The organism is Halodesulfovibrio sp. MK-HDV, from assembly GCF_009914765.1.
Lineage (GTDB): Bacteria > Desulfobacterota > Desulfovibrionia > Desulfovibrionales > Desulfovibrionaceae > Halodesulfovibrio.
In genome coordinates this window covers 66,446-92,602 of the sequence record NZ_WYDS01000005.1, presented here as the reverse complement: position 1 = coordinate 92,602, position 26,157 = coordinate 66,446, and the positions used below count along the sequence as shown (strand labels likewise).

The 26,157-nt window shown below is 47.0% G+C and carries 20 protein-coding genes; 7 read left to right on the top strand and 13 right to left on the bottom strand.

The window, feature by feature from the left end; all coding sequences use genetic code 11:
* Positions 1 to 73: 73 nt before the first annotated feature.
* From MKHDV_RS05350 to MKHDV_RS05340, 3 genes are all read right to left on the bottom strand, one after another.
* The gene (locus tag MKHDV_RS05350) at positions 74 to 433 is read right to left on the bottom strand and encodes an STAS/SEC14 domain-containing protein (protein WP_160713017.1); all 360 of its coding nucleotides are present in this window, start codon (positions 431 to 433) and stop codon (positions 74 to 76) included.
* Positions 434 to 440: 7 nt separating this feature from the next.
* Entirely contained in the window at positions 441 to 1,073 is a 633-nt protein-coding gene (locus MKHDV_RS05345; protein ID WP_160713015.1) for a tetratricopeptide repeat protein, read from the bottom strand.
* Positions 1,074 to 1,304: 231 nt separating this feature from the next.
* The gene (locus MKHDV_RS05340; protein ID WP_160713013.1) at positions 1,305 to 2,372 is read right to left on the bottom strand and encodes a Xaa-Pro peptidase family protein; all 1,068 of its coding nucleotides are present in this window, start codon (positions 2,370 to 2,372) and stop codon (positions 1,305 to 1,307) included.
* 231 nt (positions 2,373 to 2,603) lie between these two features.
* Between MKHDV_RS05340 and MKHDV_RS05335 the strand changes: the two genes are divergently transcribed.
* Entirely contained in the window at positions 2,604 to 3,371 is a 768-nt protein-coding gene (locus tag MKHDV_RS05335; protein WP_160713011.1) for an exodeoxyribonuclease III, read from the top strand.
* A gap of 424 nt (positions 3,372 to 3,795) precedes the next feature.
* Here MKHDV_RS05335 and hisF read toward each other — a convergent pair whose 3' ends face one another.
* Entirely contained in the window at positions 3,796 to 4,575 is a 780-nt protein-coding gene (gene hisF, locus MKHDV_RS05330; RefSeq protein ID WP_160713009.1) for an imidazole glycerol phosphate synthase subunit HisF, read from the bottom strand.
* Entirely contained in the window at positions 4,565 to 5,206 is a 642-nt protein-coding gene (hisH, locus tag MKHDV_RS05325; RefSeq protein ID WP_160713007.1) for an imidazole glycerol phosphate synthase subunit HisH, read from the bottom strand. The genes hisF and hisH overlap by 11 nt, the downstream gene beginning before the upstream one ends.
* Before the next feature lie 390 nt (positions 5,207 to 5,596).
* On the opposite strand from hisH, the gene carB reads away from it, so the two are divergent.
* Genes carB through MKHDV_RS05310 form a run of 3 tightly spaced genes read left to right on the top strand, consistent with a single transcriptional unit; the run spans position 5,597 to position 11,274 of the window.
* Positions 5,597 to 8,833 (top strand): carbamoyl-phosphate synthase large subunit, encoded by a 3,237-nt coding sequence (gene carB, locus MKHDV_RS05320; protein WP_160713005.1) that lies wholly within the window; start codon positions 5,597 to 5,599, stop codon positions 8,831 to 8,833.
* Between the two features lie 28 nt (positions 8,834 to 8,861).
* On the top strand, positions 8,862 to 10,247 hold the full coding sequence (gene purF / locus MKHDV_RS05315) for an amidophosphoribosyltransferase (RefSeq protein WP_160713003.1): 1,386 nt from the start codon (positions 8,862 to 8,864) through the stop codon (positions 10,245 to 10,247).
* 28 nt (positions 10,248 to 10,275) lie between these two features.
* Entirely contained in the window at positions 10,276 to 11,274 is a 999-nt protein-coding gene (locus tag MKHDV_RS05310) for an SIS domain-containing protein (protein ID WP_160713001.1), read from the top strand.
* A 475-nt stretch (positions 11,275 to 11,749) separates the two neighbouring features.
* Here MKHDV_RS05310 and cls read toward each other — a convergent pair whose 3' ends face one another.
* Complete coding sequence (gene cls, locus MKHDV_RS05305) at positions 11,750 to 13,171, bottom strand: cardiolipin synthase (protein WP_160712999.1); 1,422 nt, start codon at positions 13,169 to 13,171, stop codon at positions 11,750 to 11,752.
* A gap of 169 nt (positions 13,172 to 13,340) precedes the next feature.
* Positions 13,341 to 13,763 (bottom strand): universal stress protein, encoded by a 423-nt coding sequence (locus MKHDV_RS05300; RefSeq protein WP_160712997.1) that lies wholly within the window; start codon positions 13,761 to 13,763, stop codon positions 13,341 to 13,343.
* A 272-nt stretch (positions 13,764 to 14,035) separates the two neighbouring features.
* Between MKHDV_RS05300 and MKHDV_RS05295 the strand changes: the two genes are divergently transcribed.
* The 3 genes from MKHDV_RS05295 (at position 14,036) to purE (ending at position 16,824) form a co-directional block, all read left to right on the top strand.
* On the top strand, positions 14,036 to 14,848 hold the full coding sequence (locus tag MKHDV_RS05295) for a mechanosensitive ion channel family protein (RefSeq protein ID WP_160712995.1): 813 nt from the start codon (positions 14,036 to 14,038) through the stop codon (positions 14,846 to 14,848).
* 185 nt (positions 14,849 to 15,033) lie between these two features.
* Positions 15,034 to 16,302 carry a phosphoribosylamine--glycine ligase gene (gene purD / locus MKHDV_RS05290; protein ID WP_160712993.1) on the top strand — a complete coding sequence of 423 codons (1,269 nt, stop codon included), beginning with the start codon at positions 15,034 to 15,036 and terminating at the stop codon, positions 16,300 to 16,302.
* Positions 16,303 to 16,323: 21 nt separating this feature from the next.
* On the top strand, positions 16,324 to 16,824 hold the full coding sequence (purE, locus tag MKHDV_RS05285) for a 5-(carboxyamino)imidazole ribonucleotide mutase (protein ID WP_160712991.1): 501 nt from the start codon (positions 16,324 to 16,326) through the stop codon (positions 16,822 to 16,824).
* Positions 16,825 to 17,093: 269 nt separating this feature from the next.
* Here the strand turns inward: purE and MKHDV_RS05280 are convergent, their stop codons facing one another.
* The 6 genes from MKHDV_RS05280 to MKHDV_RS05260 all read right to left on the bottom strand — a co-directional run bounded on the left by MKHDV_RS05280 (position 17,094) and on the right by MKHDV_RS05260 (position 25,861).
* Positions 17,094 to 17,780 (bottom strand): serine protease, encoded by a 687-nt coding sequence (locus tag MKHDV_RS05280; protein WP_160712989.1) that lies wholly within the window; start codon positions 17,778 to 17,780, stop codon positions 17,094 to 17,096.
* Between the two features lie 9 nt (positions 17,781 to 17,789).
* A complete protein-coding gene (locus MKHDV_RS05275; protein ID WP_160712987.1) occupies positions 17,790 to 19,412 on the bottom strand; it encodes a BCCT family transporter in 1,623 nt (540 codons plus the stop codon).
* A gap of 406 nt (positions 19,413 to 19,818) precedes the next feature.
* Positions 19,819 to 20,838, bottom strand: a complete 1,020-nt coding sequence (locus MKHDV_RS05270) for a substrate-binding domain-containing protein (RefSeq protein WP_216846860.1) — start codon at positions 20,836 to 20,838, stop codon at positions 19,819 to 19,821.
* Complete coding sequence (locus MKHDV_RS18675; RefSeq protein ID WP_216846859.1) at positions 20,810 to 21,091, bottom strand: hypothetical protein; 282 nt, start codon at positions 21,089 to 21,091, stop codon at positions 20,810 to 20,812. Before MKHDV_RS18675 ends, MKHDV_RS05270 begins: the two co-directional genes overlap by 29 nt.
* 277 nt (positions 21,092 to 21,368) lie before the next feature.
* Complete coding sequence (locus tag MKHDV_RS05265; RefSeq protein ID WP_160712983.1) at positions 21,369 to 21,923, bottom strand: GPR1/FUN34/YaaH family transporter; 555 nt, start codon at positions 21,921 to 21,923, stop codon at positions 21,369 to 21,371.
* 263 nt (positions 21,924 to 22,186) lie between these two features.
* Positions 22,187 to 25,861 carry a hypothetical protein gene (locus MKHDV_RS05260; protein WP_160712981.1) on the bottom strand — a complete coding sequence of 1,225 codons (3,675 nt, stop codon included), beginning with the start codon at positions 25,859 to 25,861 and terminating at the stop codon, positions 22,187 to 22,189.
* Positions 25,862 to 26,157: the final 296 nt, after the last annotated feature.

The following is a 26,157-nucleotide window of genomic DNA, read 5'->3' as shown; positions in this document are numbered from 1 at the left end:
AAAAAGGGCTGCTCCGATCTAATCGGAGCAGCCTCTTTTATATATAAACACTGTATCACACAGTGAAAGATTGCTAGCTTTCCAACCACGTCTTCGCGAATTCATATTCATCTTCTACAAAAACTTTTGCTTCAAACGGCATAATCGGCAGAATATATCCTGCGGATTTATGAACCCAAGGGATATCAGTTACGATGGCGACTCTATGCCAAGAGAACAAATGCCTGATTCCAAACACGGCATCGGTTGCCATTGCGCCTGCGGAGTACTTTGTGTCTTCCGTAAAGTGCATAAAGCAACTCACCTTGTCATACGTTTTCAAAATTTCTTTCACACGGGGAATGATCACTTCTTCGTAATCTTTATGTGTGATTTCGCCAGTTGCTTCAACGGCGATTGTTGCGTCATCAAACCCTTCTAAAAGCTTTAACATACCAACCTCACTTACGTACTGATGAATTTGGAAGCGAATTAGCATTATCTGCGAATACCGGTTCCCACGCTGCTGCCATGGCATCTGCTTCTAAAATCTCTTCATGAGACATATGCTCTGCAAGAACTTCTGCGTTGCGTTTTGCCTTGTCACTTCCGCTTGATGCAGCAAGTCTAAACCACTTTAACGCTTCAATAGAATTTCGCTCAACACCTTCACCGTTTCCATACATAACGCCTAAGTTCGTCTGAGCTGCTGCATGCCCCTGATTCGCGGCTTTAATGTACCACATAACAGCGGTGGTTAAGTCTTTATCAACACCAAAGCCTGCTTCATATGCAGCACCAACACCGAACTGAGCATTAGGATGTCCGTTCTCTGCGGCACGTGTCAGCCAAAGAATGGTCTTAGATGTATCTTTCTCAACACCTTGCCCTAAATGATACAATACGGCCAAATTAAACTGTGACTGCGGGTCGCCTTCTGTTGCCATAAACTCAATGCATTGAAACGCTTCGTCATACTGAGCGGAAAAGTAAAATTTGTCACATTGCTGCTGAGTATATGCTGCAGAAGAAATTGTTGCGCTGACTAAGCACAAACATGAAACAAGTGCGAAACATTGAAATATCTTTGTCATACCATGCCCTCCCGTGGTCACGTACGAGTACCTGTTCTAAGTACGCATAAGTGTAGCACTCAGAATACGGCTGGACGTTGATAAACAGAGTTAGGGGTAGGATAACTGGAAGGATTCTAGGGAGTATCAGGATTACAAAAAAGCCCACGATGCCTATAAAGCACCGTGGACGTTATAAAGTCTAGAAAACTAATGGAAACAATATGATACGGATACGTACCATGCTGTCAGTTACATTCTTTCGACACCATTTTCAGTCACATGGATCATGTGTTCCCAGCGAATTCCACCCCATTCCGGATAGTACAATCCAGGCTCGGCAGTGATGACCATTCCCGGTTGTAAAATAGCTTCTGAACGTGGATTTACAGATGGTGCTTCATGCGTTTCCAGCCCGACACCATGCCCAAGAGAATGTGTGAAATATTCTGCAACACCTGCATCTTTAAATACATTAACTGCAACACCATGTGCCGCTTTTGCAGGCTGTCCCGGTTCCATGGATGCAATGGCTGCATCCTGTGCAGTTCGAACAAACTCCATCGTCCGTTTGAACTCGTCAGTCGGATTCGAGCCAACCCAGATGGTTCTGGTCTGGTCAGAGCAATAATCATCTAAACGGCACCCTACATCAATAAGAACAGGACACTCTTCAGAGATCACAGTGTCACCCGGAATAGCATGCGGCAGCGCCGCGTTCGGTCCAACAGCAACAATCGAGGCAAATGCCAATTCGCTTGCGCCGTTATCACGGAAAAATTTCTCAATATCCCATGCCACTGCCCGTTCTGTGCGCCCCGGTCGGCAAACAGAAGGAACCCACTGCATAAGCTTATGGTTCAACGCACAAGACTTTTTCATACACGCAATTTCATGCGCGTCCTTAATAATACGCAGCTCTTCCACAAGGCCGTCGCCCTCTATGCAATTCAAGTCTTCTGCAAAGGCTTTCTGGAAGGCATACGGAATAGTGCGAGCTTCGAACCCGACCTTCTTATACCCAAGCTGCTTAATGTGCGCATTAATAGAGCCAGCAGGATTCGAGCGGTAAATGAATACCCGCGACGCATCCCACAACCGTTTAGCTGCGTCCCAATAGCGGGAATCAGTAAACAGCCAGTCCTTTCCATCCTTTGTAATCAGCAGATAGCCAGCATATTCATTCTTTTGTCCGTCATGTAATTCAAAGCCGGACAAGTAATAGCGGTTTGCTTCGTGACTGATAAAAAGAGCATCAATCCCTTTTTCATCCATGAGTGCGCGTAATTTTTCGCGTCTTGCTTCGCATGCCTGAATCATAATGTATCTATCTCCTTCAAAGAGGGATTTGAAAACGAGAAGAAAAAACTAGATCGCGTTGTCATTCGATTCTGACTACGATCCAAATCAGTTTAGTAATTCAAACCGCCACCATATACCTGCGTTTTGTATCAAGCAATGAGTACAAACTAGGAATAATTCCTAATTGACGACTTACAGTCGCTGATATACCTTCTGAGCAGCAAAATATACCAGCTTGAGGAAATATATATGAAACTTACATCCTGGAATGTGAACGGCTTTCGTGCCGTGCGGAAAAAGCCCGAGTGGCAGTGGTTCGAAGAAAACGGCGCAGACGTTGTCGGCGTGCAGGAAACCAAGGCTATGCCTGAGCAGATTGCCGAAGAAGACCGGCATCCCGAAGGCATCTACAGTTATTGGCTCGGTTCCACCGTCAAAAAGGGATACTCAGGCACAGCAGTCTTTTCCAAGATCAGACCGCTCAGTGTAAGTTACGATCTTCCCGATTCCAAGTATCAGGGTGAAGGGCGTGTGATCCACCTCGAATTCGAGGCGTTCCACTACTTCAACATATATTTCCCGAACGGGCAGGCAGGCGAAGAGCGGCTCGAATACAAGCTTGGTTTCTACGATGCTTTCCTCGAGCACGCAGAAGAGTTACGCAAAACCAAGCCTATCGTCGTATGCGGCGATTTCAACACTGCGCACAAGCCCGTCGATCTCGCACGGCCTAAGCCGAACGAAGGCACCTCCGGCTTCCTGCCAATCGAACGCGAATGGCTCGACAAGCTCGTAGCTGCTGGCTACGTGGACACCTTCCGGCACGTTAACCCAGACGCCAAAGACAAGTACTCGTGGTGGTCTTACCGCTTCAGTGCACGCAAAAACAACACCGGTTGGCGTATCGACTACTTCTTTGTGTCTGAAGAACTCAAAGACGTCATCAAGGACGCGTGGATCGAAGACACGCAGCTCGGCTCCGATCACTGCCCTGTATGGCTTGAATTAGATATTTAGCTACCTTCGGTGGTGACGCTTATCAGCGGGATGTCTCCGACGGTGCCTATCGGCAGGATGTCTCCGACGGGCAGGCGGGCTCTGCCCCCTGCACCCCCGCAAGGGGACACGTCCCCTTAACCCCGATTATACGCGTTTCTTTCCACCATTAATTGCGTTGGAAGCCGCGAATACGCTGACCTTCCTTTATTTTATTACAAAAAAAGGCTGTCCCTCTGAAGAAGGACAGCCTTTTTACTATTCAAGTCAGTGAAGTTAAGCCGCGTGAAAACTATTTCTACGGAATTTCATCGCATAACAAAAAGTTTTGAAGGGGGTCTGGGGGAAACTTTGCAAAAGTTTCAGCCCAGCCGCCGGAGGCAAACATCTTACGGGTGCAGGGCAGAGCCCTTGCCCCTCGGAGAGTCGCCGAAGGCTATATAACTTACCAGCTCATGCGCATTTTTGCGCCCATGGCAGCCATCTGGCGCTTAAGTTCAGGGATGGTGTATTCACCATAATGAACGATAGAGGCTATCAGCGCGGCTGTTGCTTTGCCTTCGGTCACGGCATCGTACATGTGCTGAGGATTCCCTGCACCGCCGGAGGCGATGATCGGGATGTTTACAGCGTCTGCTATGGTGCGGGTGAGGTTAAGCTCGTAGCCGTCTTTGGTACCGTCTGCATCAATGGAGTTAACGCAAATTTCGCCAGCACCGAGTGCTTCAGCGGTTTTTGCCCATTCGATTGCATCCATACCCATGTGCTTTCTGCCACCATGAATAACGATTTCGTAGCCGGAAGGGAGCTCAGCGGTTACTGGAACCTGCTTTACGTCCATACCGAGTACGATTGCCTGATTCCCGAAACGTGCTGCACCTTCACTGATAATATCAGGATTTTTAACGGCACCGGAGTTCACGGAAACCTTCTCTGCACCGGCGTTAAGGGCATCGCGCATATCTTGCACTGAGTTGATGCCGCCGCCTACGGAGAACGGGATAAAGATAGTTGAAGCAACTTTTTCTACAACATCAAGGAAGATACCGCGGCCTTCGTGGGACGCTGTGATGTCGTAAAATACGATTTCGTCGGCGCCTTCTTCGTAGTACTTCTTGGCAGTTTCTACGGGGTCACCGATATCGACGTTACCTTTAAATTTGATACCTTTTGTCAATCTTCCATCGCGTACGTCGAGGCACGGGATAATACGCTTACTTAGCATTAGCGGCCTCCTCACAGTAGTTGTAGAAGTTTTTGATCAGGCGAAGTCCTGCACGACCACTTTTTTCCGGATGGAACTGAACGGCCCACAAACCGGGGCCACCGTGGATAGAACAGAACTCATAACCATATTGTGTTGTGGCAATAACGTATTCAGGATCTGGCTCAGGGAAATATGAATGTACAAAGTAGAATTCATCTTCGTCGCTGATGCCTTTAAGCAGTTCGCATGGCTTATGCTGCGTAAGCTTATTCCAACCCATATGAGGAACACGAATCGGGTCACCGTTCATGTCTTTCCATTCATCATTAAACAGATTGCACTGACCAGGGATAATACCAAGAGTCTTGGTGTTACCTTCCTGACTGTAATCGAGCATAATCTGACAACCAACACAGATACCGAGCAGCGGCTTTCCCTGTTCAATAGCTTTACGAAGCACAGATTCAAGGCCGGAAGCTTCTAATTCTTCCATTGCCTGACCTGCGGCACCGACGCCAGGGAAAATAATTCCATGAGCCGCCAACACTTCATCAGGGTTTGCTGTAATTTTATTTGGGATACCAAGATGGTCAAGCGCGCGTTTAACGCTTGTCTGGTTTCCCGCTTTGTACTCAAGAATCGCGAGCATGTGAGCGGCCTCCTTATAGTATGATGTTGTTCTACACTGTATAATTGTCGGATACAGCAGTAGTTTACAATGACTCAATTTCTGGAAGTAACAGTCAGAAACAAGAAGAGCAAGTATTTAGGACTCAGCTTGCATTACATTGCACAGCAGGATATATTTTTTCCAGATTTATTTTATTATTTGCTTTTAAAATTTCGTTAGCGTAAGACACGGAGATTTCTGGCGAGAGCACGAGGTTCAACCCGCTCTTTGTCTTATAAGTTGACGGTAATCTCGGATTCTTACGTCATTAATCTTGCGGGGAATTCTTTCTCGCTATTTTTATGCCCGACAGTATTTTCTGTCTCCACCGAGAAGGTGCAACTTTTACACCCAGAGATTTTTGCCACCATGCCAAAAAGGACAGATTTAAAGCGCATTATGGTCATTGGCTCCGGACCAATTGTTATTGGTCAGGCTTGTGAATTTGATTACTCCGGCACTCAGGCTGTTAAAGCCTTGAAAGAAGAAGGGTACGAAGTTGTGTTGGTTAACTCCAACCCAGCTACGATTATGACTGACCCTGACCTAGCTGACCGGACGTACATTGAGCCAATTGAACCTGAAACGGTTGCTGAAATTATTCGAAAAGAGCGACCTTGTGCTCTTCTGCCCACACTTGGCGGCCAGACCGGTCTGAACACTGCGCTTGCAGTGGCCGAATTAGGCGTGCTTGAAGAGTGTGGCGTTGAACTTATCGGGGCAACCAAGTCGGTTATTGAAAAAGCGGAAAGCCGTGAACTATTCCGTGAAGCAATGGCGAATATCGGCCTCAGCGTACCAGCTTCTCATATTGCTAGAAGCATGGACGACGTGCGTCGTATCGGCGAAGAAATGAACTTCCCGATTATTATCCGTCCTGCATTCACCATGGGTGGTCAAGGCGGCGGTATTGCGTACAACATGGAAGACCTTGAGCATATTGCCTCACAGGGTCTCTCTGCGTCTATTCAATCAGAGTTACTCCTTGAACAGTCCATCATCGGCTGGAAAGAGTTCGAAATGGAAGTTATGCGTGATAAAGCAGACAACTGCGTTATCATTTGTTCCATTGAAAACTTTGACGCAATGGGCGTTCACACCGGTGACTCCATTACCGTAGCACCAGCTCAAACACTTACTGACGTTGAATACCAGAAGATGCGTGACGCTTCTATCGCCATCATGCGCGAAATTGGTGTTGAAACAGGCGGTTCAAACGTACAGTTTGGTGTTAACCCTAAGAACGGCGACCTCGTGGTTATCGAAATGAACCCGCGTGTTTCCCGTTCCTCTGCCCTTGCTTCTAAAGCAACCGGCTTCCCTATTGCTAAAATTGCGGCAAAGCTTGCTGTGGGTTACACACTTGATGAAATCCCTAACGACATTACACGTGAGACAATGGCTTCTTTCGAACCAACCATTGACTACTGTGTAACCAAGCTTCCTCGCTTTACTTTTGAAAAATTCCCGGGTGCTAAAGACGAACTGAACACCGCTATGAAGAGTGTTGGCGAAGCTATGTCTATCGGACGTACCTTCAAAGAATCCTTCCAGAAAGGTATGCGCTCTCTCGAAGTTGGTGTTGCAGGATTTGGTAGCGACTACCGTGGCAAACTTCCAGAAATGGAAGACATCATGGGTCTGCTGCGCACACCAAACTCCAAACGTGTTTTTGCTCTGCGCCATGCATTCCTTCTTGGTATGACCATTGAAGAGATGTACGAAATTACCCATATCGATCCTTGGTTCCTTCACCAGCTGAAAGATATCATTATTATGGAAGAAGAGATTAAAGATTTCGGTCTTGCTAACTCTCTTGCTCCTGAAAATGAAGAACTGTACCCGCTCATGAAGCGCGCTAAAGAGTACGGTTTCTCTGATCGCCAGCTTGCTGAAATGTGGAAACAGCCGGAAACAGCTATCCGTCAGCTCCGCAAAGAACTCGGACTCGAAGCAGTATACTACCTTGTAGATACCTGCGCTTCTGAATTTGAAGCATACACCCCGTACTACTACTCAACCTACGAAACAGGTAATGAAATTGAAGTTACGGACAAGAAAAAAGTAATCATCCTCGGTGGTGGTCCTAACCGTATCGGTCAGGGCATTGAGTTTGACTACTGCTGCTGTCATGCATCCTTTGCACTGCGCGACATGGACGTTCAGTCCATCATGGTTAACTCCAACCCTGAAACAGTTTCTACAGACTACGATACATCTGACCGACTCTACTTTGAGCCGCTCACCTTTGAAGATGTAATGAACATCGTAGAACTGGAAAAACCGGACGGAGTTATCATTCAGTTCGGCGGCCAGACTCCGTTGAACCTTGCGGTTCCGTTGTTACGCGCCGGTGTGCCAATCCTTGGCACCCATCCGGACTCCATTGACCGTGCAGAAGACCGCGAACGTTTTCAGGCGCTGATCAAAAAGCTTGATCTTATGCAGCCTGCCAACGCAACCGTGTTGTCTTTCGACGAAGCTCGCAAAGTTGCTACAGACATTACATACCCACTGGTTGTTCGTCCTTCCTACGTACTCGGCGGACGCGCAATGGAAATCGTATTTGATGAAGAGCAGCTTGCTGCTTACTTTACCAAACACGTTCCTGCTAACCTTGAGCACCCTATCCTTCTGGACAAGTTCCTTGAGAACGCCATTGAAGTTGACGTGGATGCGGTTAGTGACGGTGATGAAGTATATGTTGCAGGCATCATGGAGCACATTGAAGAAGCTGGTATCCACTCCGGTGACTCTGCATGTGTCCTTCCTCCGCACACTTTGCCTGCTGAAATCGTAGGTGAAATTCGCAGACAGACCATCGAACTTGCTAAAGAGATTCGTGTTGTCGGTCTTATGAACATTCAGTTTGCGGTAAAAGACATGCAGATCTACGTTCTCGAAGTTAACCCTCGTGCGTCCCGAACCGCACCGTTTGTATCAAAAGCAACCGGCGTACCGTTGCCGCGTTTGGCTACTCAGGTTATGATGGGCGAAAAACTCGCCGATCTTGATCCTTGGTCCATGCGCAAACACGGTTACGTATCTGTTAAAGAATCCGTATTCCCATTCTCCCGCTTCCCTGGTGTTGATATCCTTCTCGGACCTGAAATGCGTTCAACCGGTGAAGTAATGGGTATTGCAAAAACAGTGGAAGAAGCATTCATGAAAGGACAGGTCGCATCTGGACAGGTTCTCCCTCAGGAAGGTAAAGTCTTCATTTCAGTTAACGATAGTGACAAGCCGTATATTTTGGATGTTGCTAAGCGTTTTGTTGACCTTGGATTCGAAGTACTCGCAACTTCTGGTTCCGCTAAACTGTTCATAGAGAACGGCATTCCGGCAACCAGAGTTTCAAAAGTGTACGAAGGGCGACCAAACATAGTTGACTTTATAAAGAATGGTGAAGTAGCTCTCCTCTTGAACACGGCTTCAGGTAAACGCACTGTACAGGATTCCAAGTCCATTAGACAGGAAGCGCTGATATACGGAGTTCCTTACTCCACAACCGTTTCCGGAGCTCGTGCGATATCTATGGCTATAGCAGAACAAAGAAACTGCGAACTGACTGTTAAAAGTTTGCAGGAATACTACGCTGGGGAATAATTCTCCGTCAAAGGCTGGAAGGGATGCCATGAAACGTGAATATTGTGGTGTGTTCGGGATCTATAATCACGAAGAGGCAGCCCGCCTTACTTACTTTGGTCTATATGCTCAGCAGCATAGAGGACAGGAAAGTGCCGGTATCGTAACATGGGACGGCACAAAGCTTCGTGAAGAACGTGGCATGGGACTTGTTCCCGATGTGTTTAATGAAGAGCATCTCAGCAGAGAACTGAAGGGCAACATTGGCATGGGACACGTCCGGTATGCAACTACCGGTGGTTCACGCCTAAGAAACGCTCAGCCATTTATGGTTCAGTATAAAGATCTGGAACTCGCAATTGCGCACAACGGCAACCTTGTAAACACTATGGAACTACGTGCTAAACTTGAAGCGCGCGGCTCCATTTTTCAGACCACAATTGACAGTGAAGTCATTGTGCACCTGATTGTTCAAAATTTGCGCTCAATGCCGCTTGAAGAAGCGGTGCTTGCTGCTTGCAAAGAAGCCCAGGGCTCTTACTCGCTTTTGCTTATGGTAAACGATAAGCTTATCGCGGTACGTGACCCACTCGGAATTCGTCCTTTAGTACTCGGACGTCTTGGAGAATCTCATGTCATCGCATCTGAGACATGTGCTTTCGATTTACTCGAAGCAGATCTCGTGCGTAACATTGAGCCGGGAGAAATGCTCGTTATCGATGGCAACTCTATGGAATCCTACAAAATGGATGTTGAAGTAGAGAAAAAACGTCATTGTATCTTTGAGCTTGTATATTTCTCCCGTCCGGACTCCCTTGTCTTTGGCGAAAACGTATATACCTGTCGAAAAGAAATGGGACACCAGCTTGCGCTGGAGTCACATGTGGATGCTGATTTTGTTATGCCGTTCCCCGATTCCGGTATCTACTGTGCTGTTGGTTACGCACAGGCTTCCGGCTTACCCTACGAGCATGCAATGATTCGAAACCACTACGTGGGACGAACCTTTATTCAGCCTTCGCAGAGCATGCGTGATTTTAGCACTCGTGTTAAAATCAACCCAGTAAGAAGCCTTATTGAAGGTAAGCGAATTGTCATCGTGGACGACTCTGTTGTTCGCGGTACCACTATTCGCTCCCGTGTTAAAAAGCTGCGCGAACTTGGTGCAAAGGAAATTCACTTTAGAGTGAGTTGCCCGCCAATCAGGTTCCCGTGTTACTACGGCATCAACTTCTCCTCCAAGGGAGAACTCATTGCTGCCAATAATTCCGTAAAAGACATCGAAGATTTCATCGGTATTGAGAGCCTTCATTACCTTTCTATTGAAGGACTGCTCAAATCGGTTTCGTCTCCTGATGATTACTGTCTTGCTTGCTTTAACGGGGATTACGCAATCCCTTGTCCTGGCAGCAATTGCGGGTCATGCAGCTGCTAGTTGCTGACACGCTGGAGCTTAATAAATAATGAATAAGTGTATCTGCACACCCGCTGGCGACTGGCTGGCAAAAGGCCGTCAAGCTATCCAGATCGAAATTGAAGGTCTGGAAACCGTTAAGGCTAACCTTGATGAATCCTTTGTAAGCGCTGTCGAACTGCTTGCAGCATGTAAGGGCCGTGTTATTATTACCGGTCTTGGCAAATCCGGCCTTGTCGGACGTAAGCTTGCAGCTACCCTGTCTTCCACAGGGACTGCGTCTTTCTACCTGCATCCAGTCGAAGGCGCCCACGGCGACCTCGGCATGATTCGCGAAGAAGACGTTGTGGTGTCCATATCTAACTCCGGAGAAACTGACGAACTTAACGCAGTTCTTCCGTCAATGCGCTCCCTCGGAGTGTCCGTGATCTCCTTAACTGGCGGCACCACATCGACAATGGCGCGTCTTTCAGACATCGTCATTAATACCGGTGTGCCTAAAGAAGCCTGCCCGCTTGACCTTGCTCCAACAAGCTCAACAACTGCAACCATCGCCATCGGTGATGCACTCGCAGCGTGCCTGATTGAAGCAAAAGCATTTACCGCGGCAGACTTTAAACGCTACCACCCAGGTGGAGCGTTAGGACAGCGTCTGACCATGTCCATCGATGCACTCATTCTTCGCGAATCTGATCCTGTTGTACGACAGGAAACACCACTCGCTGAAGCACTGCTCGTTATGGATAAAGGACATCTCGGATCTGTCGTATTCACCGATGACAAGTGTTGCCTCACCGGCATCCTCACTGATGGCGATCTTCGCCGTCTTATCTGTCAAGGTGCACTCGATATGAAACAGCCTTCATCTAACATCATGGTCAAAGATCCCTACAGAGCCAAAAAGGGTTCTTCCGTAGCGGAACTTCTCGACTTCATGGAAGAGAAAGCTATTACCGTTCTGCCAGTAGTGGATGAGAACGGTACCCTCTGCGGCATCGTGCACATGCACGACCTGCTCGGCAAAGGGCGCGTGAAATTCAGTAGGTAACTAAGCTTCTCAGTCTACAAGCTACACAAAAGGGCGACATGAAAATGTCGCCCTTTTTTTAGTTGCCTGTCTGTCGGTGCCAACGGCGCGTATAGGAGGCTTCGGCGACCCTGCGGGACTTGTCTCCGACGGCTGGGCTGAAACTTTTGCAAAGTTTCCCCCAGCCCCCCTTCAAAACTCTTTATTATGCGATACCGAACTTTTTTTAAAGCTCTCACGCGGCTTAACCGCCACTGACTCGAACAGCAAAGGCTGTCCTTCATAAAGAAGGACAGCCCTTTTTTTGTAATGAGACAAAGGAAAGTTAGCGTTTTCGCGGCTACCAACGCGATTAAGGATGGAGTGAACCGCGTATAACTGGGGTTAAGGGGCGAGCCCCTTGCGGGTGCAGGGCAGAGCCCTTGCCCCTCGGAGAGCCGTCGGAGACATAACAAACACCGAAGCCTACCGGAGGCTCGTCGAAGACACCTCACTCCTACAGATACGGGGAAAAAAGCCAAAAGAAGGCGTCACGAATGCGGACGGGGAGCGGCCGCAGCACAATTTCGCGATGCGTCACTTCTTCAGACCGAAGGACGATTTCGTCAACGTGCGTAATGAGCTGCTGCGCAAGCCCCATGTCGAGCACTTCGACATTCAGCTCAAAATTGAGCCGTAGACTGCGCGGATCCATGTTGGCGGAACCGAACTGAACGTAACAGTCATCTACAACGAATAGCTTTGTATGACAGAATGGCTGCGGCTGATAGAAAATGCGTACCCCTGCCTCGAGTAGATCTTTAAAATAGTTTCGGCTTGCCCAATGTACGAACGGCCAATTGGACTTGACGGGCAGAATAATGGTCACGGCTATCCCACGCAGCGCTGCTACTGAAATCACGCTTATAAGCTCTGCTGAAGGCAGGAAATAGGGCGTTATGATTCGTACTGAATGCTTGGCTGCACTGATTGTCGCAATGATGGATGTATGAAGAGGATTGTTTGGATTGTCCGGCCCGTCTTTTATCACTCTCGCGAGAATATCTCCGGTATGATCCATAGGAGCTGGAAGCGGCTGGTGTGCTGCACCTTTTGCGTACGCCCAGTCTTCCATAAAAATTTGCTGAAGCTGAGAGACGATAGGCCCTGTCAGCCTGTAGTGCATGTCTGTAAGCCGACGATTCCCTTTGGAATTGCGGGTTCCGCCGATATTCATCCCGCCCGTGAACCCTACTTTGCCATCAACTGCAAGTAGCTTTCTGTGATTGCGCAAGTTCAAACGAATTTGTGGCGGAACGAGACTTAAGGGGAGGAAAACTGTGGCAGGAACGCCGTGTTTTTTTAGAATCCGAATTACAGATCGCCATGAAAGTAAGAGACCGAACCCGTCTATGAGGACGGCAACGTGCACGCCACGTTTGTGGGCTGCAACAAGGCTATTTATGAAACGCCTTCCGACGGGGTCTTTATCAAGAAGAAAGGTGGAGAGGTAAACAGACTCATTTGCGTTTTTAATCGCATCGAGCATGGCGGGATATGCTTGCTGCCCATTGTACAAGGGCTCAATATTGTTTCCCTTGAGGGGAAAAGTACCAGTCACTGCGCGACCGATCTTTTCCATCATGATAAGCTCTTCGGGCAACTCTTTAAGTAAACAGGTGTGCGCCCTGTGATCCGGCGGCTTGAGATACCCTGTTATGTTTTGCTGTTCAAATTCTTCGCGCAGCCTTGTAGCACTTCGCCTTACACGGTTTACGCCGAAGACCACGTACGCGAGCACTCCGACTACGGGAAGCGATAGACAAAGCGTGACCCATACCAGAGCTGAATTCGGCTGCTTTCGAGTCAGCAACGCATGTCCGGCTCCGAGAAGAGACAGTATGAAAAAGAAATTGAATAATAAAACGTAAGGAGACATTTACTCTCCATAGTGATCATAACTGCTGAATGTTTAATAGAGAAAACACAAAACACAGCTTGTTATCAATATCGTTGAGCAGTCAGTATTTGCAAGTTTTATTATCTTTCAGAAGCAGAATATAAAAAACGCGGGATAATAATTATCCCGCGTTTCTATCGTCAACTAACTATCGAACAACCAGAACTGGTGTTGTGCAGTGAGAGATGATTGCAGAAGATACGCTGCCCAGCAGTAATCCTTCTACTTCGCTCAATCCACGTGCTCCGATACAAATCAGGTCGCAACCTTCATCTTTTACAACAGTGCAAATAGCATCAAAAGGACGACCGGATTCAATACGTGTTTTGTATTTGATGTTTTTTGCTTCTAAGCCCGGAATGTACTGGTCAAACACTTTCTGTGCTTCAGCTTTCATTTCTTTACGCAGCTCTTCACGAGCACTACCGCCGATGATAGATGGAATACGATCAAGTACGTGTACTAAAACGATTTCAGCATCCATGCTTTCAGCAATAGCAAGAGCTCTACGTTTTGCAAGTAAAGCATGTTTAGAGCCGTCTACCGGAACAAGAATTTTTTCGAAAAACATGAGTAAGCCTCCGCATGCTTATTTTCTTAGGGTGCGTTTAATTCAATAAAGCTAAAAAATATTATTATTGTATGCTACAACGCACATAGATATTCCTTATTATACAGCAGTAACGCTAGCAGGTTCAAGAATCTTTTTCAATACAGTATCGTCCGTAAAACTTTAATCCCCTTGTCGGGCAAACACTTTTTTGTTTCATCCTATCATGCTAGTTTCAATGAAATATTTTTTATTAAACAACAAATTAACCATCACACAGTAGGAAGGTCTCTATGTTTGATATGCAGACCCTGTATTCCATGGCATCCGTATGGGCACTTAATGGCGGAAAAAATTTGCTGTATGCAATTGTAATCATTGTTGTCGGTTGGTGGGCTGCCAGTTACATCGCCAAGCTTCTTCGAGCATCACTTGATCGATCTCGTATGGACCCGCTGCAAGCAGGTTTCATAGCAACCATTGTCCGCTACGGGATTATCATCGCGGTAATTCTAGCCGCCGCATCACAAGTCGGCATCAACATTACGTCACTTATTGCGGTATTCGGTGCCGCTGCTCTGGCCATTGGTCTTGCTGTAAAAGACAACCTCTCAAACTTTTCATCCGGCATGTTGCTTGTCTTTTTCCGTCCGTTCACCAAAGGCGATTTTGTTGAAGTTTCAAGCGCAACAGGAACTATCGAAGCAACAAACCTTTTCAGCACAGTACTCAACACCGCAGACAACAAAAAAGTATTCATCCCTAACAGCCTTGTGATGAACAATATTATTACCAACTACAGCGCCAATCCGACCCGTAGATTAGATCTTTCCATTGGCATTGATTACAATGCTGATATTATTACAGCGAAAAAAACTCTACTCACCATTCTCGAAACACACCCTGTTATTCGTTCCACGCCTGAACCTGTTGTTGCGGTAGAAGCCCTTGCAGACAGCAGCGTAAACATCACAGTGCGCGCATGGGTGCCGACTGCTCAATATCTTTCCACAAAATTTGAACTGCTCGAGGAAAGTAAAAATGCGCTGACAGAACAGGGTATTTCCATTCCATTTCCTCAAATGGATATCCACATGGATAAATAGAAAAATACGCAACCCACTTTTCTTTCAGTACTTTTATTGCTTGAGACGATACGAGACAAAAAAAGCAACTATCTTGAAGCAAACGCCGAAACACGGTATCAGGCGCTCATCAAGAATTTTTAATGGTGCATTTTACACGCACCATAAACAGGAATGACAACCCATTCCCAATTAGGAGGCCAGACGTGCGGATTCTTATCGTGGGTTCCGGTGGACGTGAACACGCCCTCGCATGGAAACTTCGTCAGAGTGCAACAGTTGAAGAAATCTTCATCGCCCCGGGTAATGGTGGTACTGCGCTCGAAGGTACAAACGTACCAATTAATGCAGACGACCTGCCCGCACTGGTGGCTTTCGCCAAGGAAAAGGCTATTGATCTCGTTGTTCCGGGTCCTGAATTACCTTTGGTTCTCGGAATCAAAGATGCTCTCGATCTGGAAGGGATTCCCTGCTTTGGCCCAAATGCATTTGCAGCCCAGCTAGAAGGCTCTAAAGCATTTGCCAAAAAGATTATGCAGGAAGCCGGTGTACCCACTGCTGCGTTCGGAGTATTTGAAGAATTTTCTGAAGCCCGTGATTTCGTCCTGGAAAAAGGCGCACCTATCGTTGTTAAGGCAGACGGCCTTGCAGCAGGTAAAGGTGTTATCGTTGCCCAGACCACGGATGAAGCCATTCAGGCGCTTGAAGAAATCATGGTGCAGAAGTCCTTTGGCGACTCAGGGAAACATGTTGTTGTTGAAGAGTGTCTTGTTGGTGAAGAAGCATCATTTATCTGCTTCTGCGACGGCAATACTGTAAAACCTCTTCCATCTTCTCAGGATCACAAGGCAGTGTTCGAGGGCGATACCGGCCCTAACACTGGCGGCATGGGTGCCTACAGCCCTGCACCAGTACTGCCTGCAAGCCGCTATGATGAGATTATTGAATCCGTCATGAAGCCGGTTGTGAATCTGCTGGGTAAAAAAGATAAACCGTTTATCGGCATCCTCTACGCAGGTATCATGATGACCGAAAACGGCCCGTACGTGCTTGAATTCAACGTTCGTTTTGGTGATCCGGAATGTCAGCCACTGCTGATGCGCCTTGATTGCGACCTTGCGGAAGTTATGATGGCATGTGTTCAGGGCAAACTTGCGGAAACCCCGCTCCCAATCAAAGATGAAACAACTCTTGGCGTTGTTGTTGCTGCTGACGGCTACCCGGGAAGCTACCCTAAAGGTATGGCTATCTCTGGCTTTGCAGAAGCAGAAGCACTCGGCAATGTAAAAGTATTTCAGGGTGGAACGACCATCAAAGATGGTCAGACCGTATCTAATGGCGGACGCGTTCTTTGTGTAACAGCCCTTGGTGTTGACCTTGCTGCGGCACAAAAACGTGCTTACGAAGCCCTTGAATTTGTCAAAATGGATAACGCATACTTCCGTAAAGACATTGGTTTTAAAGGGTTTAAATAAGACATTCAGGAGACAGACATTATGCCTCAAGTTGCTATATTCATGGGCAGTGCTTCAGACGAAGACACTATGCGCCCGTGTACACAGCTATTAGATCAACTTAAGATATCGTACATCTTCACCGTGAGCTCTGCTCACAGAACACCTGAACGCACAGAAAATCTGGTGGACTCTCTCGAAGCAGACGGTTGTCAGGTATTTATTTGCGCTGCTGGCATGGCTGCACACCTTGCCGGTGCTGTAGCTGCACGTACCCTTAAACCTGTTATCGGTGTACCTGTGACTGCATCCAACCTTTCCGGTCTGGACGCAATGCTCGCAACCGTACAGATGCCTCCGGGATACCCTGTTGCAACTGTTGCACTTGATAAAGCTGGTGCCAAAAACGCTGCATGGCTTGCTGCACAGATCATCGCTCTTAAAGACGAAAGCATCGCAGCAAACCTCAAAGCCGCACGTGAAGACGGTAAAGCCGCTGTTATCAAAAGCGCGGAAGAACTCGAAGCACGTTACGCCAAGTAGAACATATTTCGTAGCAAGGTCTTTATTGCCCCTCACGCAGCTGCAACTGCGTGAAGATAGCAGAAGGCTTCCCCAAGCTGCGTAAAAATTAAAACGCCCGTCAGATCCAGCTGACGGGCGTTTTTTATTTCAAAACATATAGTGAGCGATTTTTTGTCCGGAACATATATGCTCCATACCTAAAATCGTTCGTCTGCGACTGTTACCAGCGCCGACTCACAGGAAAACCATCTCAGAAAGACTGAGAGTGGGTACCTGTCTTGTGTACGTTACAGAACCTCAAGCTCTTCTGCTTCCATCAATGCGATGCCGTATTCAATGGAGATTGCATACGACAAGTCGGTATCAAGAGCTTGCTCGCGTGTGTAGGAAGAAATAGAGCTGCCATCTGCCATAGGGCAGTAACGGCCACAAACAATCCCAATAATGCGATCTTCGTTAACACTGATGAGTGGTCCGCCGACATCGCCGGCATGTACTCGAGTATCAAAAAGAATATGGTTATTACCGAGCGGAGAAGTAAGCTTGGAACTTACAACAGAGCTTACAGCTGTAAGGTGATGCATGTTCTGGAAACCAAACGGGTACCCCAAGCTTACGAGCGGTGAACCAAGGCGCAGAGTCTCGGCATTGCCGAGCAGAAAATCAGGCATAGTAATATCTGCATCCACATCAATCGCCAGCAACGCGATATCGCGCTCCTTATCGACATTGATTACTTCAACAGGAATGGAGCGAACATGCTCACGACTGATAGTCTGAAATTCTGTGCTCTCAGGAGAGTACGGTACAACACAAAGGTCTTCGTGGTTATCCCCGAAGATATGGCTTGTGGTAAGCATGTAGCCTTCTTCGTGTACCAAAAAACAAGACCCTAAGAAGCTGGCGCCGCCTTCATTCTGACGCATAAGCATCATGCAGCCGCCAGTGAATTTTTCTGCAGAAGTAGTATACATAAAATCCTCCTAGCGAATTTTGTGGCGACGACGTTTAGCCGGAAATGCTCTTGGTGTGATACTCATTTTTTTAGGCTTTTTGTCAGTATCAATGTAGAACTGCTGCGGCCCTGAGTAGTCTTTAAGCCCTTTAAACAAACTATAGACCATAAAGAGCAGGATTACCCCGAAAGGTAAGCCGGACGCAATCGTCGCAGTTTGCAGAGCCATCAACCCACCACCGTACAACAACGCGGCTGCTACAGCACCTTCCATCAGTGCCCAGAACACTCGCTGCGGAGTAGGCGGATCAGGGTTACCGTTTGCGGTTATGATATCAATAACCAGCGAACCGGAGTCCGACGAAGTTACAAAGAAGCTGATTACAACAAGAATACCGAGTACGCTTGTGAAAGAAGCAAACGGGAAGTGTTCCAGAAGTACGAACAAGGAGACAGGAACGTTTTCCTGTACGGCCTTAGCAATGCCACCACCACCGAACATGTCGATGTACAATGCGCTGTTACCGAAAACGGTAATCCACACAAAGGTAACAAATGTTGGAACAAGAAGTACGCCGGCGATAAATTCGCGGATAGTACGACCTTTGGAGATTCGGGCAATAAACATACCTACGAATGGTGACCACCCGATCCACCAACCCCAGTAGAACACGGTCCAACCGTTCTGCCATGAGGAGTTTTCGTACGTTTCATTCCAAGTAGAAAGCTGCATGAAGTTTTGCAGGTAAATACCAATGTTTTCAACAAGAGCATTGAGGATAAACAAGGTAGGGCCAAGTATAAGCACAAAAAGCATCAGCGTAACAGCAAGGCCGATGTTGATTTCACTAAGCTTACGAATACCTGCATCCAGCCCGCGCACTACTGAGTACGTTGCAATAAGCGTAATTCCGCAAATGAGCATGAGCTGAACATTGGTTGTCTGCGGCACGCCGAAGACATGAAATAAACCGGCATTAACCTGCTGAACACCGACACCAAGAGAGGTAGCAACACCAAACAGGGTAGCAACGGTTGCAGAAATATCAATGGCGTACCCGATAGGTCCGTTAACTCTGTCCCCAAGCAGTGGTACAAAAGCAGAACGGATTGTTAACGGATACCCTTTGTTGAATGAGAAAAATGCCAGAGAAAGGCCAACAAGGGCGTAGACGCTCCAAGGGTGTAATCCCCAGTGCAGGAAGGTTAAATCCATTGCCCTGCGTGCGGCTTCCGGTGAGCCTGGAGTATCTGAAAACGGTGAAGATATAAAATGGAACATTGGTTCGGCAACGCCGTAGAAAAGAAGACCAATACCCATGCCTGCACTAAAGAGCATGGCAAACCATGCGGCAGTACTGAATTCCGGAACGGCGTCATCACCGCCAAGCCGAATGTCTCCGAATCTGGAGAACATAAAAAGAAGAACACAAGCTAGAATCACGTTCATGGTAAGAACGAAAAACCACCCTGTATATGTAGAGATGCCTGTCTGAATTATCCCGAAAAAGTCTTTAATATCTTTACCGAGGTAGATGGTAAGACCAACAAGTAAGATAATTAATCCAGCAGAAATAAAGAAAATATACGGATGTACATCAAATTTTAATTTCGCCCCATCACTGTTGGTGAGGTTTGAAGTAGAGCTCAAGACTCCTCCTCTCGCTTATGCGTAATGCACTATTTGCAACCACAGCTTATTGTACGCACAAAAAATAATGCAGAATGTTACTTCTACATTACTAGTTACAGTGCATAAATAAATTGCGCATCGTGTTTCGCAGTTATGACTCGCTGTATTGTAAGTAATACATTAAACACACTTATTAGTCAAGTTGCGTACTTATTCGATTTTTTCTCATAACGTTCATAATAGAATGCTTTACAGTATCACTCTATCGTTTTCTTGCAACATGATGATTGCACACACCATCCAACAATGAGCTAAATAAAACTCATTGTTCTGTAAAAAGAACTCCTTCACGAAATACAAAAGATAAAAAAAGCGCTTCAGACATAATTGCCTGAAGCGCTTTTTGAATGTTCTAGTAAGCTGCCTAGCGAGGAGGAACCCCAGAAGACTCTCGAATAATGAGATCATGCTGAACGGGTGGAATTTTTTCTTCCGGATGTTTGCCTGTACGTAAAATATCAAGCAGCACCGCAGCAGCCTGACGCCCCATGCGGTAGCCCGGCTGCAATACCGTAGTAAGCGGCGGCCAGACGTGTTTTGCCATAGGAATGTCATCAAACCCGATAACAGATACATCTTTAGGAATTTCAAAGCCGAGACGGCGCAATGCGCTGATTGTGTTAATTGCTACAAGATCGTTTGAAGCAAAAATCGCTGTCGGAGGATTTGAGGAGTTCATTAATTTTTCGACGCCTTCAGAGCAGTCCAGAGTATTAGAAGAAATTTGTACAAAACTCTGGGGATGGGTCGGAATATCATGATCCTGCAAGCAATGAAGGAACCCTTCATAACGCATACGACAACGGTCAGACGCAGTAAACGGCACACCAAGCATAGCGAAACTTCTGTGACCGAGTTTAATCAGGTACTCAGTAGCATCGTAGCTGGCTTTAACGTTGTCCACAGAAACACATGGCAGGCAGCCCTGTTTATTAAACAGGTTCACTGAAGGAATTTTTTCCTGAAACAGTTTCTGCGCGATGTCGCCCATGGAGTCAGAGACGGTAAGAATAATACCGTCGACGCGACGCTCAAGAAAGTTTTCTACCATTTGTTTTTCACGCTGGCGGTTGTATTCCGCACTGGCGATGAAAACTTGATAGCCATGAAGTTGTGCTTCATCCTGCACGCCGCGGGCGCACTCGCTGTAAATTTGGTTGTTAACAGCCGGAATAATGTATCCGATTGTCTTCGTACGCTGGGTAGCAAGTGCTTTAGCCGCAAAGTTACATCGGTAGTTGTGCTTATCGATGATGCGTTGAATTCGTTCCCCGGTTTCCTTACGTACCTTCTCAGGCATGTTCAGATAACGCGAAACAGTTGCAATGGAAACTGTTGCCTCACGGGCAATATCCCTAATTGTCGGCTGGAAAGATTTGTTCATAGTCATAAGTCATAAACGCGTTATGGTTTTCAAACTGGATGCTTAATCCCCAAAACGCGTGCTTGGACTGAGGGGAGGCATCGTAAGTTATGTCTTCACGACAAAAACGATCTACACTGAAATATTCTGTTTGCAGTGCAGTGTTATGAAAACAGTGCAGCAAACAAATCAATCTGTTTTCATTTTTTGCTTTATATGGTGCTTTTAAAACTTTTGCAACTATGGTGTGAATATAAGGGGAAGTCTTGGCCAAAACGCCACTTACCCTAACATTACAGAGAACTAGGGAACACTTTAAAAGCTTTAAAACAGCGTTTCATAGGGATGAAAACGGTTACATCGTCATAAAAAAAGCGACGCATCATACCTTTTTTTATAAAATGCATAAAAAAAGACCGGAAAAGAATAGCTTTTCCGGTCTTAAATATTTCACTCAGTCCTGATCGTGAAAAATGCCCGCTTGGCAAGTAAACAAGCCAAGGAAAAAGGGCAGAGGAGAAGCAGCGCGCACTCCTCTTTATATAGAGATGCTAGCCGATTGGCAGCACAACCCTGTCGTAAACTTCATTAAGTACCTCTGCCATTGCAAGATAAATTGCAGACAGACCACAAACGATACCTTCGTACCCTGCGATAGTTCCGATGAGTGCAGAACCGGTGAAATCACGGATTGCAAGCAAGAAGAACAAAACGGTAAGGGAGCCGAAGATAAATTTAATACAGAAGTTACTTTTAAGTGTTCCAAGGAACATGAAGAAAGTAAAAACACCCCACATTGCAAGGTAGCAGCCCATGTAAGCATGAGGGGTTGCTTCTGCCCAGCCAAGCTTAGGCATGACAATAAGTCCCACCAAAGTAAGCCAGAAGAATCCGTAAGAGGTAAAAGCGGTTGTACCGAAAGTATTACCTTTTTTAAATTCCATAATGCCGGCGATTACCTGAGCAGTACCGCCGTAAAAAATACCCATTGCAAGGATCATTGCAGAGATTGGAAAAAATCCTGCATTGTGAATGTTCAACAACACTGTGGTCATACCAAAGCCCATAAGACCGAGTGGTGCTGGATTCGCTAAATTATCACGCATCAACCTACTCCTGATACTAAAAAGTCGTACGCCCCATAAAAAGGCTGTTTGACCGAACAGCTAAGCTATATTTCTTGGAACTTCAAGCAAAATGACACATCTTTTTGCTGATACCCATATGTTTCCAAGAAAAGCTGCACGCTCATTCCCATCACCGTTACCACAAGAAAAGAGAGCTGCGATTCACGCAGCCCTCTTGTAGTACGTATTAACAACTGGGCGATTGTTACAATTGTGTTACAATCGCGTTACAGCTTTGTTACCTAGGTGAAGTCTTCTGCCAGTAAGGCTTGAAGCTCTTCACGAATAACTTGTGCTGCGGACTTCGCCGCAGTCTGTTCAATCGCCCCTTTTATCTGGCTTTCAATGCGGGTGCCCATAGATTCAATCAGAGTTTCTGTTCGAACTTCAACAGCGCTCAGGACACGCGCCATTAATGGACCATCCATATTGAAAGCCTCGTCGATTGCTTTCACAAGTACCTTTTTCTCCACAGCCGGTGGCTCTGGAGCAACAAAAGATTCCTGCATAGCAATAACATTCTGTAACGTGCTTTCCAGATAGTAAATGCGTTCTGTCAGCTCTGCAAACTCTTCCGGAGTCATAGCCGGAGCAGGCGGAACATCATACGCAGGATCATTCTGGATAGCTGAGCTTACTGCCGGCATAGTATCCAGCATTTCCATTGAAGCATCGGAGAATTCAGGCGCATCCACTGAGGATTCTCTCATGAGATCCTCTATGCTCGCATTAGGCGGCACAGGAGAGGCATTCTCATTAATATCATCCATGTTCAGTCCAGCATCAAAACCCTCCTCTGTCATGTCGACAGAATCGAGTAATTCTTCCGGTGCATCAAGAGATTCAGGCTGAATCTCGGTAAGAGATTCAAGATCTGCCATTGCTTCCTGCTCAAGGTCAACCAATGGAATGTCATCTTCCATGGCATCCATTGCCTCAGAAACGGAATTCGGCTCTTCAAGAGAATCCTGTGGTTCTTCCTGCTGAACAACTTGCTCCGCAGCAAATTCAGCAACAGGCTCTTCCGCGATACCCGCGATGTCCTCGAAATCTGGTGCTGCCATCATCTCTTCAACAGCAGGCTCTACTGGAAGTTCTGGCTCAACAGCATTATCCTGAGCAAACATTTCTTGCTCCAGTCCTGTTGATTCCATGGCTTCTGGCGCGTCGAACATTGGTTCTTCCACTACCGGAGCTTCTTCCATAAATGCCGGTTCTTCAAACGCCGGAGCTTCAGGCTGAACTTCTTCAGCAATCAGTTCTTCCGTAAGTAGATCTTCTGGCATAGCTGCTTCGAAGACTGGTTCTTCCGGTACTGGCATTTCCATTACTGGCTCTTCTGAAATCTCAGAATCAGCCAATAAGGCATCAATATCGTCATGCGTGAACGCTGCCGGTTCTGCGGCCTGTTCTGAAGCTTGCTGTGGTGCTTCTTCAACAACATCTTCCATGGAAAGAGGTTCATCGCCTAAAATTCTATCAAGAGTTGAGTCTAAGTCTTCTTCTAATGAAGTCGGGTCGGTCAGCTGTCCCAGTTCCATTTCTAAATCTGGTTCAACGGTTGCCGCTTCTTCAAACACAGGTGCAGCAGCCACTGGTTCTGGTGCGAACTCAGGCGCAGAAGGCACAACAGGAGCAGCTTCCATTACCGGTTCCGGCACCATATCAACCATTGGTTCAGGATCAAAATCAAGCTCAGGTTCTGAGTCGAAATCAAACCCTGCATCGTCCTGAAGAACGTCTTCAACCGGTGTAGCAAGCAATTCATCAACAGGATCGACTGATGCGGCTTCCATAGCTGGTTCGAGTGCTTCCTGTTCATCAAGAAGAGAATCCAGTTCATCAAGAATGGACTCAAATTCATCAGCAGAACCGAGTGGAGAAGCGGTCTTCTGCTCTTCAGACATCTCTTCGGCAACTGCCTGAACTTCAGGAGCGGCAGGTGCTTCTTGAGGAACCTCGTTAAGCAAAGCATCAATTTCTGCACCAAGGTCGTCTTCTACATCTAAGGCAGCGCCCATTTCTGGAGTCGCAAACTCCGGAGCAACTTCACCGTCGGACTGATCGTTATCGAGCAATGCATCTAAATCAAAATCATCTTCCAGTGTGTCAAGGCTTTCCGGTTCAGCAGACAATGCCGCGTCATCAGAAACTGCATCAAACAGGCTATCGTCAGGCTGCGCAAACTGTGGTGCCACAGGCTCCATTACTGGATCTGCAACAGACTCCACGATTGGTTCTGCAACAGGTGCTGATGGCTCCTGCGAAATAGGTGCAATTGGCTCAACAGATGCCATTTCCAAGTCATCAAGAAGTGCGTCAATTTCTGCATCAAACATGGAACCATCAACTGGAGCGGCAGGCTCTGCCACTTCAGAAACAACAGGTTCTACTGGTGCAGCCGGTTCAAATGCAAATTCTGGAGCAACAGGCGGTTCCGGCGCAAACACTGGTTCCGGCTGTGGCTGTGGCGCTGATGCAGCAGCCTGTGTGCCGCCATTATCGTCGAATTCACTCAACAAGAAGCCAATGTCGTCCATCTCAACTTCTTCAGAATCAAGAGTGGTTCCATCAGCAGGTGTTAAGTCAGTACGTGGCGCTTGTGCAGGCTCGTTATCAACTCTGAGTAATTCATCAAGATCAGCAAGATCAAAATCTTCCGCAGCTTCCGCAGTTGGCTGAGGAGTTACATCATCGCTGAACTCACTTAAAATATCGTCTACATCAAATGGATCATCTAACGAGGTGTTATCAACAGGAGATGGACTTGCAGCTGCAACTGGAGGCGCTACAGGCTCCGGTGTACTTGCCGGCACACTGGCCGGTACAGATTCACCCGGCATTTCACCAAGCTCAAAGTCCAAGTCTGAAAAAAGATCGTCAACATCCGAAGCATTAACATCCGCAATGTTGGATTCTGTTGCTGGTGCAGGAGTCGGTGCTGCCACAGGAGCTTCCATCTCTGGAGCTTTTACCTGAGGAGCTGCCGCAGGCTTTGCGTCCAGTTCATCCAGATCAAACTCTAAACCCAAATCTGCAAACAGATCATCATCTGCGCTGGCTTGTGGTTCTTCAGCGGTGAAAGAAGCAGCCCGTGGTGCAGGGGCTTCTATCGGCGCAGATTCCATCGGGTCCAGTTCAAAATCAAAACCTGCGAAGAGGTCATCCTCTTCAAAAGCACTTTGCTCTGCCGGAGCAACAGGTGGAGCTTCTACTGGTGCCGGTTTAGCCTCAGCAGCTGGTGCAGCCGGAGCTTCGCCTAATTCAAAGTCCAAATCTGCAAACAAGTCGTCAACATCCGCAGCATTCACATCTGCAATATTAGATTCTGTTGCGTGCACTGGTTCCGGAGCCACTGCCTGAGGCTGCGGAGCAGGTTCTGCGACAACAGGCTCAGGGTCAGCAGAGCCCAAAGACATTGAGGATAAATCCTCTTCAAAATCCGGTTGATATGCAGGAGCAGTTGAAGAAGTCGGAGAATCTGAAAATTCACTCAACAGATCTTCAAAGTCAGCATCAAACCCGACCGAAGAATCCTTCGAATCAGCGGAGTCAAGTAAGGCATCTAAATCAGACTCAAAAGACGGAGCAGCTTCAGCAGCTATATCCTGCACAGGGGGTGAAGCCGCCACCTCCGGCGCTAAGTCTGCCAAAATATCTTCAACTGCTGGCGTACTTGCTGGTGTGTCTGGAAAAATGTCAGCATTCGCGGACGCTGCTGGCTGCGAGCTAGAATCGGTAGAGTCCGTAAACTCTGAAAAATCGGTGCTACTGAAAAGGTCTTCCAGTTCGCTTTCAAAATCAACAGTGCCTGCTGGGCTGGTAGGGATGCTTTGCGCGGGCGCCGGATCAGGCGGAGTCCCCATCTCTACGATTTCTGTTAGATCGATAATTCCATTCTTTGTATTATCGGACATGACACACCTTCATATTCGGTTAGGCAGTTTTGAACACAAATTTATCGTGCATTGATGTATGCAAATGAACATATCAAAACATACAGTATTTTAGGAAATTAACCATACATTACTGCATAAAGCAAGGTACGATGGCGCTACTGACATTATGCAAAGCAGCGAATCACCCTATTTTTATGCTTTCATGCGCTTCGTTATATGCATGATATTTTTTGCTGCATTCTTCTTACGATACTAAACAGTATCTAACACGCACAAATGTCATTATCGCGCAGTAAAGTGAACACTACAGCTTT